Origin of the sequence: Marinobacter panjinensis, assembly GCF_005298175.1 — a bacterium.
Lineage (GTDB): Bacteria > Pseudomonadota > Gammaproteobacteria > Pseudomonadales > Oleiphilaceae > Marinobacter > Marinobacter panjinensis.
This window is the reverse complement of sequence record NZ_SZYH01000001.1, coordinates 2,714,662-2,730,693: the sequence shown is the minus strand read 5'-3', so window position 1 is coordinate 2,730,693 and position 16,032 is coordinate 2,714,662. Positions and strand designations below refer to the sequence as shown.

11 protein-coding genes and 2 riboswitches are annotated in these 16,032 nt (G+C 57.3%); of the genes, 10 read left to right on the top strand and 1 reads right to left on the bottom strand.

The genetic code is table 11. The features are described from left to right. Window positions 1–15: 15 nt before the first annotated feature. The 9 genes from atpA (at window position 16) to FDP08_RS12500 (ending at window position 12,050) form a co-directional block, all read left to right on the top strand. On the top strand, window positions 16–1,560 hold the full coding sequence (gene atpA / locus FDP08_RS12540) for a F0F1 ATP synthase subunit alpha (RefSeq protein ID WP_137436480.1): 1,545 nt from the start codon (window positions 16–18) through the stop codon (window positions 1,558–1,560). A gap of 66 nt (window positions 1,561–1,626) precedes the next feature. Next, the gene (gene atpG / locus FDP08_RS12535) at window positions 1,627–2,487 is read left to right on the top strand and encodes a F0F1 ATP synthase subunit gamma (RefSeq protein WP_137436479.1); all 861 of its coding nucleotides are present in this window, start codon (window positions 1,627–1,629) and stop codon (window positions 2,485–2,487) included. Between the two features lie 55 nt (window positions 2,488–2,542). Next, window positions 2,543–3,940: a F0F1 ATP synthase subunit beta gene (gene atpD / locus FDP08_RS12530; RefSeq protein WP_137436478.1), complete on the top strand. Its 1,398-nt coding sequence runs from the start codon at window positions 2,543–2,545 to the stop codon at window positions 3,938–3,940. Window positions 3,941–3,976: 36 nt separating this feature from the next. Next, window positions 3,977–4,399, top strand: coding sequence for a F0F1 ATP synthase subunit epsilon (locus tag FDP08_RS12525; RefSeq protein WP_137436477.1), 423 nt, complete (start codon window positions 3,977–3,979; stop codon window positions 4,397–4,399). Window positions 4,400–4,565: 166 nt separating this feature from the next. Beyond that, entirely contained in the window at window positions 4,566–5,933 is a 1,368-nt protein-coding gene (gene glmU / locus FDP08_RS12520) for a bifunctional UDP-N-acetylglucosamine diphosphorylase/glucosamine-1-phosphate N-acetyltransferase GlmU (RefSeq protein WP_137436476.1), read from the top strand. Window positions 5,934–5,982: 49 nt separating this feature from the next. Beyond that, the gene (gene glmS / locus FDP08_RS12515) at window positions 5,983–7,815 is read left to right on the top strand and encodes a glutamine--fructose-6-phosphate transaminase (isomerizing) (protein ID WP_137436475.1); all 1,833 of its coding nucleotides are present in this window, start codon (window positions 5,983–5,985) and stop codon (window positions 7,813–7,815) included. Window positions 7,816–7,890: 75 nt separating this feature from the next. Then, window positions 7,891–7,989, top strand: a riboswitch (glycine riboswitch). 163 nt (window positions 7,990–8,152) lie between these two features. After that, window positions 8,153–9,367 carry a D-amino acid dehydrogenase gene (locus FDP08_RS12510; protein WP_137436474.1) on the top strand — a complete coding sequence of 405 codons (1,215 nt, stop codon included), beginning with the start codon at window positions 8,153–8,155 and terminating at the stop codon, window positions 9,365–9,367. Window positions 9,368–9,567: 200 nt separating this feature from the next. Further along, window positions 9,568–11,073 carry a sodium/proton antiporter NhaB gene (nhaB, locus tag FDP08_RS12505; protein WP_137436473.1) on the top strand — a complete coding sequence of 502 codons (1,506 nt, stop codon included), beginning with the start codon at window positions 9,568–9,570 and terminating at the stop codon, window positions 11,071–11,073. Between the two features lie 110 nt (window positions 11,074–11,183). Beyond that, a complete protein-coding gene (locus FDP08_RS12500; RefSeq protein WP_137436472.1) occupies window positions 11,184–12,050 on the top strand; it encodes a substrate-binding periplasmic protein in 867 nt (288 codons plus the stop codon). Here the strand turns inward: FDP08_RS12500 and FDP08_RS12495 are convergent. Continuing rightward, window positions 12,032–12,763 carry a DUF3047 domain-containing protein gene (locus tag FDP08_RS12495; protein WP_137436471.1) on the bottom strand — a complete coding sequence of 244 codons (732 nt, stop codon included), beginning with the start codon at window positions 12,761–12,763 and terminating at the stop codon, window positions 12,032–12,034. The two genes, FDP08_RS12500 and FDP08_RS12495, sit on opposite strands and share 19 nt — an antisense overlap. A 74-nt stretch (window positions 12,764–12,837) precedes the next feature. Next, window positions 12,838–13,033, top strand: a riboswitch (cobalamin riboswitch). 215 nt (window positions 13,034–13,248) lie between these two features. Here FDP08_RS12495 and FDP08_RS12490 point away from each other — a divergent pair. Beyond that, window positions 13,249–16,011 carry a ribonucleoside-diphosphate reductase subunit alpha gene (locus FDP08_RS12490; RefSeq protein ID WP_137436470.1) on the top strand — a complete coding sequence of 921 codons (2,763 nt, stop codon included), beginning with the start codon at window positions 13,249–13,251 and terminating at the stop codon, window positions 16,009–16,011. Window positions 16,012–16,032 lie beyond the last annotated feature (21 nt).

Here is a 16,032-nt window from a genome sequence, read left to right as displayed (position 1 = left end):
TTTGAGGACAAAGGCATGCAGCAACTGAATCCATCCGAGATCAGTGACATCATCAAGAAGAGAATCGAAAAGCTCGATATCTCTTCGGAAGCAAAGAACGAAGGTACGATCCTCTCCGTTTCTGACGGTATCGTACTGATTCATGGTCTTGCCGACGTTATGTACGGTGAGATGATAGAATTCGCCAACGGTATTTTCGGTATGGCGCTGAACCTGGAGCGTGACTCCGTTGGTGCCGTGGTACTGGGTGACTACGAAGACCTGGCTGAAGGCCAGAAGGTTCGTTGCACCGGTCGTATCCTGGAAGTTCCGGTGGGTCCGGAACTGCTGGGCCGTGTTGTTGACGGTCTGGGTAACCCGATCGACGCCAAGGGCGAACTGGGCAACACATTGACTTCACCGGTAGAGAAAGTCGCTCCCGGTGTTATTGCCCGTCAATCCGTTGATGAGCCGGTACAGACTGGTCTGAAAGCGATCGACACTATGGTGCCGATCGGCCGTGGCCAGCGTGAGCTGATCATCGGTGACCGTCAGATCGGTAAGACCGCGGTTGCCATCGACGCGATCATCAACCAGAAGAACACCGGCATCAAGTGTATCTACGTGGCCGTTGGTCAGAAGCAGTCTTCCATTGCAGCGGTTGTTCGCAAGCTGGAAGAGCACGGCGCCATGGACCACACCATCGTGGTCGCTGCCGGTGCTGCCGATCCTGCTGCGATGCAGTTCCTGGCACCTTATTCCGGTACCTCCATGGGTGAGTACTTCCGTGACCGTGGCGAAGACGCGCTGATCATCTATGATGATCTGTCCAAGCAGGCAGTGGCCTATCGCCAGATTTCCCTGCTGCTGCGCCGTCCGCCGGGCCGTGAAGCCTATCCGGGTGATGTATTCTACCTGCACTCCCGCCTGCTGGAACGTGCCTCCCGGATCAATGCCGACGAGGTTGAAAAGCTGACCAACGGTGAAGTGAAAGGCAAGACCGGTTCGTTGACCGCACTGCCGATCATTGAAACCCAGGCCGGTGACGTGTCCGCTTTCGTACCGACCAACGTAATCTCCATTACCGATGGTCAGATCTTCCTGGAAACCAACCTGTTCAACTCCGGTATTCGACCGGCAATGAACGCCGGTATCTCTGTATCCCGGGTTGGTGGTTCTGCCCAGACCAAGATCATGAAGAAACTTGGCGGTAATATCCGTCTGGCACTCGCCCAGTACCGTGAACTGGCGGCGTTCGCCCAGTTTGCATCGGACCTGGACGAAGCCACCCGGAACCAGCTGGAGCACGGTCAGCGCGTTACCGAGCTGATGAAACAGAACCAGTACAGCCCCATGACCGTTGCGGAAATGGGTACTGTGTTGTTTGCAGCTAACGAAGGCTTCCTGGACGATGTCGAAGTCAATAACGTGGTGAAATTCGAAGCGCAATTGCTTGACTGGATGCGTGCCGAACAGAAAGACGTGCTCGACAAGATCGGTGAAGAAGGCAAGTTTGATGACGACGTTGCCGCCAGCCTGAAAGCTGCTCTGGAGAAATTCAAGACCACTCAAAGCTGGTAAGCCCGTGGCCCGCTGCGGCGGGCCCGTTGGTCCACATGAGTGTCTAACTTGAAAAGGCAGTGACTTATGGCCGTCGGAAAAGAAATACGTAACCAGATCGGAAGCATCAAGAGCACGCAGAAGATTACCAGCGCCATGGAAATGGTGGCTGCGAGTAAGATGCGTAAGGCTCAGGAACGCATGCGGGCCACGCGGCCCTATGCGGAAAAGATGCGGCAGGCAATCGGACATATTGCCAAATCCAACAAGGATTACGTGCATCCGTTCATGAAAGAGCGTGACGTCAAGCGTGTCGGTTACATCGTGGTGTCCTCGGATCGAGGGCTTTGTGGTGGACTGAACAACAACGCGTTCAAGCTGCTCGTTCGTGAGATGCGTGCATGGAAAGAAAAAGGTGTAGAGACCGATATCTGCGCCATTGGGCAAAAGGGCGCGTCGTTTTTCCGCAGTTATGGCGGCAACGTGGTCGCAGCGCTTACTCACATCGGTGACAGCCCGAGTGCAGAGAAGCTGATTGGTAACGTCAAGGTCATGCTTGATTCGTTTGAGGAAGGCAGGATTGATCGCCTCTATGTCATCTACAACGAGTTCGTGAACACCATGACCCAGGCGCCTATTGCAGAGCAGCTTCTGCCCTTGCCGGAAGGCAAGGATGAGGACATCGGTCACCAGTGGGATTACATCTACGAGCCGGATTCACGCCCCATCCTGGATGGGCTGCTGCCACGCTATATCGAATCCCAAGTGTATCAGGGAGTGGTAGAGAATCTGGCCTGCGAGCAGGCTGCTCGGATGATTGCCATGAAGAGCGCGACAGATAACGCCGGCGAAATCATTAACGAACTCCAGCTGGCGTACAACAAGGCTCGTCAGGCAGCCATTACGCAAGAAATTTCGGAGATTGTGAGCGGCGCGGCTTCGGTCTGAGCCTGCCCACAGTCCTACTGGTTTTATTGACTATCAAGATAACGAGGAACCGAGCATGAGTAGCGGACATATCGTTCAGATCATAGGCGCGGTTATCGACGTGGAATTTCCACGTGACTCCGTTCCGGGCGTTTACGACGCACTGCTGCTTGAAGGTGGTGAGACAACTCTGGAAGTTCAGCAACAGCTGGGCGACGGCATTGTACGTACCATCGCAATGGGCAGCACCGAAGGCCTCAAGCGTGGCCTGAAAGCAGACAACACGGGCAAGCCGATTTCGGTACCTGTGGGCACCCAGACTCTGGGTCGTATCATGGACGTACTGGGTCGCCCCATCGACGAACAGGGCGAGATCGGTGAAGAAGAGCGCTGGGCTATCCACCGCAAGGCACCGGGATATGCCGATCAGGCAGCCTCTGCCGACCTGCTGGAAACCGGCATCAAGGTTATCGACCTGATCTGCCCGTTCGCCAAGGGCGGTAAAGTCGGTCTGTTCGGCGGTGCCGGCGTTGGTAAGACCGTTAACATGATGGAACTTATCAACAACATCGCCAAAGAGCACTCTGGTCTGTCCGTGTTCGCCGGTGTTGGTGAGCGGACCCGGGAAGGTAACGACTTCTACTACGAAATGAAGGACTCCAACGTCCTTGATAAGGTAGCGATGGTCTACGGCCAGATGAACGAGCCTCCCGGAAACCGTTTGCGTGTGGCCCTGACCGGTCTCACCATCGCGGAGAATTTCCGTGAGGAAGGCCGCGACGTACTGCTGTTCATCGACAATATCTACCGGTACACCCTGGCGGGTACAGAAGTATCGGCCCTGCTTGGTCGGATGCCGTCGGCGGTAGGTTATCAGCCCACACTGGCCCAGGAAATGGGCGAGCTGCAGGAGCGAATCACCTCCACCAAGACCGGTTCCATCACGTCTATCCAGGCGGTCTACGTACCGGCGGACGACCTGACGGACCCGTCACCGGCCACCACCTTCTCGCACCTTGACGCGACCGTGGTACTGAGCCGTGACATCGCTTCCAAGGGTATCTACCCGGCGATCGACCCGCTTGACTCCACTTCACGTCAGCTGGATCCGCTGGTGATCGGTGAGCAGCACTATGATGTGGCCCGTGGCGTACAGAACGTTCTGCAACGCTACAAAGAGCTGAAAGACATCATCGCCATTCTGGGCATGGACGAACTGTCGGAAGAAGACAAGCTGACAGTATCGCGCGCCCGTAAAATCGAGCGTTTCCTGTCACAGCCGTTCCACGTTGCCGAGGTATTTACCGGTTCCCCCGGTAAGTATGTGTCTCTGAAAGAGACCATCGCCAGCTTTGAAGGTATCCTGAACGGTGAGTACGACGATATGCCTGAGCAGGCTTTCTACATGTGCGGTGGCATTGAGGAAGTGATCGAGAAGGCGAAGGCAATGAAAGAGAAGGAAAGCAAGAAGTAAGACTTCCTTCACTTTCAGACCCAAGAGGCATCAGAAATGGCTATGACAGTACATTGTGACGTCGTAAGTGCCGAGGAAAAAATCTACTCCGGACTGGTAGAGATGCTTATCGCTACCGGTACCGAGGGTGAGATGGGTATCCAGCTGGGCCATGCTCCGCTGCTGACCGAGCTCAAGCCCGGTTCAGTGCGGATCATCAAGCAGGATGGGAAAGAGGAAATTCTCTACGTTTCAGGTGGTTACCTGGAAGTACAGCCCAACCTCGTGACCCTGATGGCTGATACGGCTATCCGCGCCAAGGATGTGGACGAAGCAGCGGCACTGGAAGCACAGAAAGAAGCTGAAAAGGCACTGGCAAACAAGACAGGCGAGTTTGAATACTCTCGTGCCGCAGCCGAGCTGGCAGAAGCTGCCGCCCAGTTGCGCACGATTCAGAAGCTGCGCAAAAACGTTCGCTGAGGCCGGAATCTCCGGAACCTGCGTATCGGCAGCCGTTCGTCTGACAAGAGCCGCATCCTGAAACGGATGACCCACCGGAATGTTTCCGGAACGTCATTTGCCAGGGACGCGGCTTTTTTTGTTCAATACACCCAAACTCGCCATCATCCCGGAGTGTGGTAAACCTATGACATCCCTGCACGTTGTAATTCTGGCCGCGGGCCAGGGCTCGCGCATGAAATCCGCCCTGCCGAAGGTTCTCCACCGCATTGCCGGCAAACCCATGCTTCACCATGTCATGGACACGGCCCGAAAACTGGGTGCCGCTGGTATCCATGGCGTTATCGGACACGGTGCGGAGCAGGTAAAAGCCATCACCCCGGCTGAAGACGTGCAATGGGCGTTGCAGGAACAGCAACTGGGCACCGGCCACGCCGTGGCTCAGGCACTGCCGGCATTGCCGGACGATGCACGGGTGCTGATTCTCTATGGCGATGTTCCGCTGACGCGGCCGGAAACCCTAGAAGCACTGACTTCACAGGTAAGTGAGTATTCACTCGGCCTGTTAACGGTGACCCTGGATAACCCGGATGGATACGGCCGCATCCTCCGCAATGATGCCGGGGATGTGACCGCCATTGTAGAGCAGAAAGACGCCACCGATGCCCAGAAAGCAGTCAAGGAAGTGAATACCGGAATCCTTGCGGTTTCTGCACGCCACCTCAAAGACTGGTTACCACAGCTGTCCAACAGTAATGCTCAGGGTGAATACTACCTGACTGATATCATTGCCATGGCGGCCGACAAGGGCGTACGCATTTCAGTGGCGCAGCCTGCCAACGAATACGAAGTACAGGGTGTGAATAACCGTCTGCAACTGGCGGAACTGGAGCGGTGGTACCAGCTTCAGGAGGCGAATCGGCTGATGACCGAGGGTGCCACCCTGGCAGATCCTTCCAGGATCGACGTACGGGGCAATCTGTCGGTAGGCCAGGATGTGCTGATTGATATCAATGCAGTGTTTGAAGGCAATGTTTCCCTCGCCAACGATGTCAGCATTGGTCCCAACTGTGTGATTCGCGACGCCACGATTGGCGAGGGGACGCGTATCGAGGCCAATTCGGTTATTGATGGCGCGGATATCGGTCGCGGCGCCCAGGTTGGCCCATTTGCGCGGTTGCGGCCTGGTACAAAGCTGGCGGACAGCACCAAGGTGGGCAACTTTGTGGAAACCAAGAAGGCCGACGTTGGCGAGGGCAGCAAGATCAATCACCTCAGCTATGTGGGCGATGCCATACTGGGACGTAATGTGAATGTGGGTGCAGGAACCATTACGTGCAATTATGATGGGGTGAACAAGTACAAAACGGTGTTGGGCGATGGTGTTTTCGTGGGCTCCAATACCTCCCTGGTAGCACCCGTGTCATTGGCGGACAATGTCACCATTGGTGCCGGCTCCACCATTACCCGCAACGTGGAGGCAGGCGAGCTCGCCGTCGCCCGCGGACGTCAGCGGAATATCGATAACTGGGAACGCCCGGTCAAAAAAGACTGATTCAAAAGCCGCAACAGGCTTCGGTACATTCGGAACAGGTGACAGGTATATGTGTGGAATTGTAGGTGCAGTATCGGAAAGGGACGTTCAGGGTATTTTGCTGGAAGGACTGCGCCGCCTGGAGTACCGGGGTTATGATTCAGCGGGGATGGCCGTTATTGACAGCAATCACGCCATTAACCGGGCGCGGGAAGTGGGCAAGGTTGCCGCACTGGCCGACGTAATTACCGGCGAGGGCTTGGAAGGGGTTGCCGGCATTGCCCATACCCGTTGGGCCACCCATGGTGAGCCGTCACAGGTCAATGCCCACCCGCACATGTCTGGCGAGCGGTTGGCCATCGTCCACAACGGTATTATCGAGAACTACCAGGAGCTGCGAGAAGAACTCAAAGCCGAAGGCTTTGAGTTCACGTCCCAGACCGATACCGAAGTGGTCGCCCACCTGATCGAAAAACAGTACCGCATCAGCAGCAGTCTTTACCAGGCTGTCAGCTCCGCCATCGAGCATCTACGCGGCGCCTTCGCCCTGGCGGTGATCCATGCTGACGAGCCGGATCACATGGTGGTTTGTCGTGAGGGCAGCCCGCTGGTAGTCGGCGTGGGCATTGGCGAAAACTTCATTGCCTCTGACCAGTTGGCACTGCTGCCGGTGACCGATCGCTTCATGTTCCTGGAAGAAGGCGACATAGCCGACATCAGCCGTGACCGCATCGAGATTCACGACCGCGACAAGCAACTGGTGGAGCGGGCGATCACCCGTTTCGAGCACAGCTCGGACGCCGCCGAAAAAGGCGAGTACCGTCACTTCATGCTCAAAGAGATCCACGAGCAGCCACGGGTCATCCGTGCCACCACCGAAGGCCGGGTAACCAACACCCGCGTGCTGGAGCAGGCTCTTGGTACCCAGGCCGGCAATCTGCTGGAAAATGTACGGCATGTCCAGATTATCGCCTGTGGTACCAGTTATCATGCCGGCATGGTGGCGCGCTACTGGATAGAAGATCTGGCAGGCGTGCCCTGCTCCGTGGAAGTGGCCTCCGAATTCCGTTACCGGAAGCACGTTATCCAGCCCGATACCCTGTTCCTGTGCATCTCCCAGTCCGGTGAAACGGCTGACACCCTGGCGGCGCTGCGGCAGGCCAAGAAGGCCGGTTTCCGTGCTGCCATGGCCATCTGCAACGTGCCCGGCAGTTCCCTGGTGCGGGAATCCGATCTGGTAATCATGACCCAGGCCGGCCCTGAAATCGGTGTGGCTTCCACCAAGGCGTTTACCACCCAGTTGACCGCCCTGCTGATCTTTACGCTGGCACTGGCACGTCATAACGGCCTTGAAGAAGCGCGGGAGGCCGAAATTGTTGAAGCCATCCGTCTGATTCCCGGGCAGGTGGAACAGGTGCTGGCCCTGGATGCCGAGATCGTCGAGCTGTCAAAATCGTTCATGGACAAGTTCCACAGCCTGTTCCTGGGCCGTGGTGCCATGTTCCCCGTGGCCCTCGAGGGCGCCCTGAAGCTCAAGGAAATCTCCTACATTCATGCGGAAGCCTATCCGGCCGGTGAGCTCAAGCATGGCCCGCTCGCCCTGGTGGACGGGGATATGCCGGTCGTTACGGTGGCTCCCAACAATGAATTGCTGGAAAAGCTGAAGTCCAATCTCGAAGAGGTCCGTGCCAGGGGTGGCGAGTTGTTTGTATTTGCCGACCAGGGGGCGGACGTCAAAGCCCAGGACGGCATCCACGTGATGTTGCTGCCGTCGGTGCACCCGATCACCTCTCCAATTGTCTATACGGTGCCGCTGCAGCTGCTGTCATATCACGTGGCGGTATTGAAAGGCACCGACGTGGATCAGCCCCGCAACCTGGCGAAAAGTGTCACAGTCGAGTAGCTGGACCGGGTAAGAGTGTTCAAACCGCCGGAGTTTTGCTATTTTCTGTAGCAGACTCGCATTGATTGTAAAACAGAGGTGTTAGCGGGAGAGACTGAGCCACATCACAGTGTGCTCGGCGCCGAAGGAGCAACTGCCCCGGAAACTCTCAGGCAAAAGGACCGCTAACATGAAGACTTTCCGAAGAGCTGTCGACGACTGCGTCCGTTGGCACACCGAAGGAGCAAGCGGCCGATTTCGCTGAAACGGCGCGTGAATCTCTCAGGTCCAGAGACGGAAGGGGTGCTTTCTATCATTCTGTGTAGAAAGGAAACCCTGGACGCCCCTGGAGATCGCTATGAAGCGAATTGCTGTTATTGGCGGTGGTATCACCGGTATCACAACCGCTTACACTCTGGCCAAGCGTGGCCTGGATGTCACCGTTTACGAAAAACACCGTTATGCAGCGATGGAGACCTCCTTCGCTAACGGTGGCCAGCTGTCGGCCTCCAATGCCGAGGTGTGGAACAACTGGCAGACCCTGATCAAGGGTATGAAGTGGATGTTCCGCCGTGATGCGCCGCTATTGGTGAACCCCAAACCTTCCTGGCACAAACTGAGCTGGTTTGCCGAGTTTATTGCCGCGATTCCCCAGTACGAGAAGAACACCACTGAAACGGCGCGCATGGCGATCGCCGCCCGTGAGTACCTGTTTGCATGGGCGCAAGAGGAAGGTATCGACTTTGACCTGAAAAAGCAGGGAATCCTGCATATCTATCGCGACAAGGCCGGCTTCGACCACGCTGCCAATGTCTCGAAACTGCTGGCCGCCGGCGGCCTTGAACGCCGGGCGGTCACTCCTGATGAGATGAGCTCGATCGAACCCACGCTGGCGGGCCGCTATTACGGTGGTTTTTTTACCGAGAGCGATTCAACCGGTGATATCCACAAGTTTACCAACGGGCTGGCAGATGCGATCCAGCGCCTCGGGGTCAAGACCTTCTATGGGCACTCCGTGACCGAACTCAGTGCCGATCAATCCAGTGCCTGGGTAACCTCCCATGACGGCGAACAGCAAACCCGTGACACCTACGATGGCGTGGTGATCTGTGCCGGTGTGGGCAGTCGGGCGCTGGCGGCGAAGCTGGGCGACCGGGTCAATATTTACCCGGTCAAAGGCTATTCCATTACCGTTGAGCTGGACGACGAAGCCTCCCAGGCTGCGGCACCGACCGTCAGTCTGCTGGATGACGCCACCAAGATCGTAACCAGCCGGCTGGGTGATGACCGTTTTCGTGTCGCGGGTACGGCAGAATTCAGTGGTTATAATCGCGATATCCGGGATGACCGGATTCGGCCGCTCACCCGCTGGGTAGAGCAGTGTTTCCCCGGCGTCTGTACCCGGCGCGTGGTGCCCTGGGCGGGGTTGCGACCCATGCTTCCCAACATGATGCCACGGGTCGGGCCAGGCCGGTTGCCGACGGTATTCTATAACACCGGACACGGCCATCTGGGTTGGACCCTCTCGGCGATTACAGCCGAGATGCTGGCTGAAGCCGTTACTGGAAAATAAAGTCGCTCAAGGCGCTGTCTTTAAGTAATATTACGAATCTTTTTGGGGTGGTCGTTCGGCTGCTCTTCCTTGTCGCGTGTAAGACCAAATAGTCACCTACCCGGTACCTTAGAGGGATTACCGGGTACGTAAATATCAAGGAAGATAAGGGCCGGTTACCACATACTGTCACTCGTCCGTTTACTCAGAAGAATCCTGTAATGCCCACTACCGTTCTCTCTGGTTTTACCCACAACTTCCTGGGTAATGCACCGGCCTGGTACAAACAGGTCATCATCCTTTTCCTGATTGCCAATCCTTTGATTCTATGGACTCTTGGGCCAGCTGTAGCTGGCTGGGTTCTGGTGGGCGAATTCATATTTACTCTGGCCATGGCGCTGAAGTGCTATCCCCTGTTACCGGGTGGCCTGCTGGCGACCGAAGCCCTGCTGATCGGTATGACCACGGCGGACGCGGTGTACCACGAAGTACTGGTGAACTTCCCGGTTATCCTGCTGCTGATGTTCATGGTGGCGGGTATCTACTTCATGAAAGAGCTGCTGCTGGTGACCTTTACCCAGATATTGGTGGGCGTGCGCTCGAAATCTGCGCTTTCATTGCTGTTCTGTGCCGCTGCTGCCCTGCTTTCGGCGTTCCTGGACGCGCTGACCGTTACCGCCGTGATCATCAGCGTCGCCGTGGGCTTCTATTCGGTGTACCACAAGGTGGCATCGGGCAAGGGCTACCAACACAAGGACCATAACGCCAACAGCGATGAACAGGTGATTGAGCTGCATCGCGAAGACCTGGACAGGTTCCGGGCATTCCTGCGCAGTCTGCTGATGCACGGTGCCATTGGAACCGCGCTGGGCGGGGTGGCCACCATGGTGGGCGAGCCCCAGAACCTGTTGATCGCCAAGGTAGTGGGCTGGGACTTTGCCAGCTTCTTTTTGCATATGGCGCCGGTCAGCCTGCCGGTGCTGGCTGCAGGTCTGACTACTTGCTGGGCGCTGGAAAAGCTGCGCTGGTTTGGCTATGGCGCCCGCCTGCCGAAACCGGTGCGCCAGGTGCTGGAGGAATTTGCCGACAACGAACGTACCAAGCGGACCAAGGCCGACCAGGCTGCATTGTGGGTGCAGGCAATGGCTGCACTGATTCTGGTTGTCGGCCTGGCCTTCCACCTGGCGGAGGTGGGGCTGATTGGTCTTCTGGTGATCATCCTTATCACCTCGTTCACCGGCGTTACCGACGAGCATCAGATCGGCAAGGCATTCCAGGAATCCCTGCCCTTTACCTCGCTGCTGGTGGTGTTCTTTGCCATCGTCGCCGTCATTCACGAACAGCACCTGTTCAAGCCGATCATCGATTTTGTGCTCAGCCTGCCAAAGGACCAGCAGCCGGGCATGTTCTTTATCGCCAACGGACTGCTGTCGATGATCAGCGATAACGTTTTTGTGGCTACGGTGTACATCAGCGAAATCAAACAGGCACTGGATGCCGGCAGTATCGACTACGATCACTTCCAGGAACTGGCCATTGCTATTAACACGGGTACCAACCTGCCCAGTGTCGCCACGCCGAACGGACAGGCGGCGTTCCTGTTCCTGCTGACGTCTGCCATTGCGCCCTTGGTGCGTTTATCCTACGGACGTATGGTGATCATGGCATTTCCCTACACGATCGTGATGGGTGCTGTAGGCCTGTTCAGCGTCATCAACCTGGTTTAGAGCCAGCAGCAGCTCGTGCTATCGGAAATTGTTGCCTTGCGGACAGTGCATTCCTGTGCAGGTCTGTTACTCTTTTTGGAGTGGTAACAAGACAATGGCCAGCGGCAACGATGATAATAACAGCCCGAATCCGGACCAAGCTTTCTTGCGATTTCCTGTATTGCGGGTGGGATTCGATTACCCGCCCATTGGCCTTTGCATTATTGGTTTCCCTTTGCCTCGCTGTTCTTGCCGGCCCTGCTCAGGCCCAGCCGACCCGCGACACCCTGATAGTGGGTTATGTGGATGTACCTCCCCTGACTTATGAGGGTATCGATGGCCGTGCCGAGGGCGTGTTTATCGATCTGACTCGCCGCGTGGCGAACGAAGCAGGATACGATGTGAATTTCCGTTACCTTCCTGTGAGTCGTGCCTATTATTACCTTCGCACGGGCGGCATCGACATATGGCCCGGTGTTACCGACGTACCTGCCCTTGAAGGCGAAGTTCTGGAGACTTTTGTAAGCCCGCTGCCATTCACGCTCAGTGTCTGGGGAATGGAGAATATGCCGCCGGTTTCGCACTTCGACGATCTGAAGGACAAAACCCTGATTCTTATTTCCGGCTACACCTATGGTGGCATGGCTGACCATCTGGCACGCACCCCTGGCATATCGATCACCGAAGCGCCCAACCACCAGGCGGCCGTGGCAATGCTGAACCGAGGGCGGGGCGACTATCTGCTGGATTATCAGGACCCGGTAAACGCCGTGCTGGAGGAATTTCCGATCCGCGGTATTCGCGAGTACCCCGTGCGCACCCGGAATGCTGCCTGGGTGTTCTCGCTGGCTAATCCGAGAAGCGCTCAGTTGCGGAACGAGTTTGATGATGCCTACCTGCGTCTTGCCGAACGCGGGGAGGTTCCGAAACCCAGGGTTTTGAACGGAGGATTTCAGCTTCCGGGATTGGCCGATCTGCTTCAGGGCCTGATCAACTGAACGTCGCCGTACCAGGCAGTAGCGGATTCCCCGGTGTTGTCGGAATCCGACATGATGGCAACCCCCGCCAGCTTGGGTGGTTTGCGGCCAAAGGCCTCTTTATAATCCGCCACAATATCCCGCTCCACGGTAACCCAGCTGCCGGTCGTGTCCGCCCCGGAATTCACCGCCACCATCATCGTGGTATCGGTGAAGGGATTGGCGACCATTTCTCCCACCGGCAACTGATTGGCCCAGATATAGTTCAGGGCGTTACCCGGTAGTTCCTCACCGAACACCACCTCCACCGCCTTGCGCCTGGCGCGCTCAAAAAAGCCGGCTTCTTCGGGCTCGAATTCAAACGCCACGTAGATGCGGGCGGGGTAGTCATCACCGTCCTTTCTGCGGGCGTCGCCCTGTTCAAACACATTCGACACCTTCCAGCGCCAGCGCAGGATCAGCGAGTCCCCGGGTTCCACCGATACGCGAGCAATGAGCCCGGAGGCGCTGTCGTCAGTGGTAGCTTCGACAACCTGTTCGCCGTTGTCGTCAACCAGCTGGTAGCGGCTATGGCGGTCGATATTGGGAAATTCCAGCGGCTCCCAGCCATCCTCCAGAGACGTCATCTCAGAAAATGGTGTTATCAGCGAGTTGTCCGCGTTGTCTGCGTGCACCTGCGCCAGTGACATGGACAGGATCAGGGATGCCAGTAAGTATCTGCATGCGTGGTTCATGGTGCCCTCCCGAGGTTCCGATTACTGACCGGCAACCGGTTTAAAAGTGCCTTGTCGTCATTGATATTACTGTATATAGTGTTTTTTTCCTTGGTTAAGTACCAGATATGGTACCGGGAATCCGGTGAGAATCCGGAACTGACGCGCAGCGGTATTGGGGAACAAGCGTGGCACACAGACACTGGTTAACACCGGGAAGTCGCCACGCAAGGTCGAACCACACGGTTCACGCCCCTGAGTCCGAAGACCTGCCAGGGATACAACTGCACCTTCGCGTATAGGGTGAGCAGAATCGTAAAACCGTAGGTCGGATTAGCGAAGCGTAATCCGACAAACATGGTTTATGCGGGCACCAATGTCGGATTACGCTTCGCTAATCCGACCTACGTGTACCGACGTTTACCCCGTTTATACGGTGATATGCCCTCCGATTCTCTCTGCCTGCGCGAAGGACATGGAAACAACGCGTATTCAGGAGAACCGACATGTCCACCTCCCTGGCCGAGCCCGGCCAATCAGCCACATCCAGCACCGCCTCCCTGCAGGTTATTAAACGCAACGGAACCCTGGTTGGATTTGATCCTGCCAAAATCAGCGTGGCCGTCACCAAGGCTTTCCTTGCCGTGGAAGGTGACGAAGCCGCCGGCTCAGCCCGCATTCACGATGCTGTGGAGCGTGTCACCCGGCAGGTCATCCAGGCCATCAGCCGCCGCCTGAAAGCGGGTGGCAAGGTACACATCGAAGACATCCAGGACCAGGTAGAACTGGCGTTGATGCGGGCGGAGGAACAGAAAGTTGCCCGCGCCTACGTACTCTACCGCGAAGCCCATGCCCAGGAGCGTGCCAGCCTGGCACCGGTGGAAGCCCACCCCACGCTGACGGTAAAAAAAGCCAACGGTGAAGTGGCACCGCTGGACCTGGGGCTGATGAAAGTCCAGGTGGAACACGCCAGTCGGGGATTGGAGGGTATTAACGGCGAATCCCTGGTGGCAGGAGCGCTGCGGAACCTGTACGACGGCATTGCCGAGAAAGAAGTCATCTCCGCCCTGATCATGACCGCCCGCGGCCGCATTGAGCAGGAGCCGGATTACAGCGCGGTGACCGCTCGCCTGTTGCTGGAACAACTACGGCTGGAAACTGCCAGCGCCCTGGATCTGCCTGCCAGTCGGCCGCTGGCAGAGATTTATCCACAGGCCCTGAGCGCGTTTATTGACCAGGGCATCCGCGATGAATTGCTGGATGAGGCCATGGCGACGTTTGATCTGGAACAACTGGGCGCTGCCCTGAAGCCGGAGCGGGACTACCAGTTCGGTTTCCTTGGCCTGCAGACCCTCTACGACCGCTACTTCGTGAAACGGAACGATGCCCGGCTGGAACTGCCCCAGGTATTTTTCATGCGCGTCGCCATGGGCCTGGCCCTGAAGGAGGACGATCCAAACGCCCGCGCCATCGACTTCTATGACCTGTTGTCTTCCTTTGATTACATGGCTTCCACGCCAACCCTGTTTAACAGCGGCACACAGCATTCCCAGCTGTCCTCCTGTTATCTCACCACCGTGCAGGACGATCTGGAAGGTATCTACGGCAGCATCCGCGACAACGCCATGCTGTCGAAATGGGCTGGCGGACTGGGCAACGACTGGACGCCGGTTCGCGCCATGGGCTCCCACATCAAAGGCACCAACGGCAGCAGCCAGGGCGTGGTGCCGTTCCTGAAAGTGGTGAACGACACTGCCGTGGCGGTCAACCAGGGCGGCAAACGCAAGGGCGCGGTGTGCGCCTATCTGGAAAGCTGGCACCTGGATATCGAGGAATTCCTGGAACTGCGCAAGAACACCGGCGACGAACGCCGCCGCACTCACGATATGAACACCGCCAACTGGGTGCCGGATCTGCTCATCGAGCGCATGCGCGAAGACAAAGACTGGACCCTGTTCTCCCCGAACGACGTACCGGATCTTCACGATCTCTATGGCAATGCTTTCCGTGAGTGCTACGAGCACTACGAGGCGCTGGCGGAGCAGGGTAAAATCACGCTGTCAAAGAAGATCCCCGCCAAACAGCTCTGGCGCAAGATGCTGACGGTGCTGTTCGAGACCGGCCATCCCTGGATCACCTTCAAAGACCCCTGCAACCTGCGCTCACCCCAGCAGCACCGGGGCGTGGTGCACAGCTCGAACCTGTGTACCGAAATCACCCTGAACACCAGCGCCGACGAAATCGCCGTGTGCAATCTGGGCTCCGTCAACCTCGCCGCCCATATCCGTGATGGCGGGCTGGACCTGCAGCGCCTGGAACGCACGGTGAACACCGCGGTGCGCATGCTCGACAACGTTGTTGATATCAACTACTACGCCGTACCCCAGGCCAGGAACTCCAACCTCAAGCACCGCCCGGTGGGCCTGGGGCTGATGGGCTTCCAGGACGCGCTTTATCAGCTCAACCTGCCCTACACCAGCCCGGAAGCGGTGGAATTTGCCGACGTGGCCATGGAACAGATCAGTTACTTCGCCATTCGCGCCTCCGCAACCCTGGCTGGCGAACGTGGTGCCTATGAGACCTATGAAGGCTCCCTCTGGCAACAAGGCATCCTGCCCATCGATTCCATTAACCTGCTGAAAAAAAACCGCCGTGACGGGGATCTGAGTCTTAACACCGACAGCCGCCTGGACTGGGCCCCGGTGCGGGAGCTGATTGCCAGGAACGGCATGCGCAACAGCAATGTCATGGCCATTGCACCGACGGCGACCATCTCCAACATCGTGGGGGTGTCCCAGTCGATCGAACCGGCGTACCAGAACCTGTTCGTGAAATCGAACCTCTCCGGCGAGTTCACCGTGGTGAACCCTTCCCTGGTGCGTGACCTCAAGGCCGAAGGCCTATGGGACAACGTGATGGTCAACGACCTCAAATACTTCGACGGCAGCGTGCAGCAGATCGACCGCATTCCCGATGAACTGAAAGCCCGCTACGCCACCGCGTTCGAAATCGACCCCCGATGGCTGGTGGAAGCCGCCGCAAGACGCCAGAAATGGCTCGACCAGGCCCAGAGCCTGAATCTGTACATGGCCGAACCCAGTGGCAGGAAGCTGGATGCGCTGTATCAGCTGGCCTGGGAACGGGGCCTGAAGACCACCTATTACCTGCGCTCGTTGGGCGCCACCGGTGCAGAAAAGACCGCCCCGGTAGCGGCGCCGCAGCCGCAGGTGTGCAGTATTGACGAGCCGGATTGCGAAGCCTGCCAGTAGTTCTCCAGTAAATGTAGGTCG

Coding starts and splice junctions, on each gene's coding strand:
- atpA (WP_137436480.1), top strand. CDS start 16: ATGCAGCAACTGAATCCATCCGAGATCAGTGACATCATCAAGAAGAGA.
- atpG (WP_137436479.1), top strand. CDS start 1,627: ATGGCCGTCGGAAAAGAAATACGTAACCAGATCGGAAGCATCAAGAGC.
- atpD (WP_137436478.1), top strand. CDS start 2,543: ATGAGTAGCGGACATATCGTTCAGATCATAGGCGCGGTTATCGACGTG.
- FDP08_RS12525 (WP_137436477.1), top strand. CDS start 3,977: ATGGCTATGACAGTACATTGTGACGTCGTAAGTGCCGAGGAAAAAATC.
- glmU (WP_137436476.1), top strand. CDS start 4,566: ATGACATCCCTGCACGTTGTAATTCTGGCCGCGGGCCAGGGCTCGCGC.
- glmS (WP_137436475.1), top strand. CDS start 5,983: ATGTGTGGAATTGTAGGTGCAGTATCGGAAAGGGACGTTCAGGGTATT.
- FDP08_RS12510 (WP_137436474.1), top strand. CDS start 8,153: ATGAAGCGAATTGCTGTTATTGGCGGTGGTATCACCGGTATCACAACC.
- nhaB (WP_137436473.1), top strand. CDS start 9,568: ATGCCCACTACCGTTCTCTCTGGTTTTACCCACAACTTCCTGGGTAAT.
- FDP08_RS12500 (WP_137436472.1), top strand. CDS start 11,184: ATGATAATAACAGCCCGAATCCGGACCAAGCTTTCTTGCGATTTCCTG.
- FDP08_RS12495 (WP_137436471.1), bottom strand. CDS start 12,763: ATGAACCACGCATGCAGATACTTACTGGCATCCCTGATCCTGTCCATG.
- FDP08_RS12490 (WP_137436470.1), top strand. CDS start 13,249: ATGTCCACCTCCCTGGCCGAGCCCGGCCAATCAGCCACATCCAGCACC.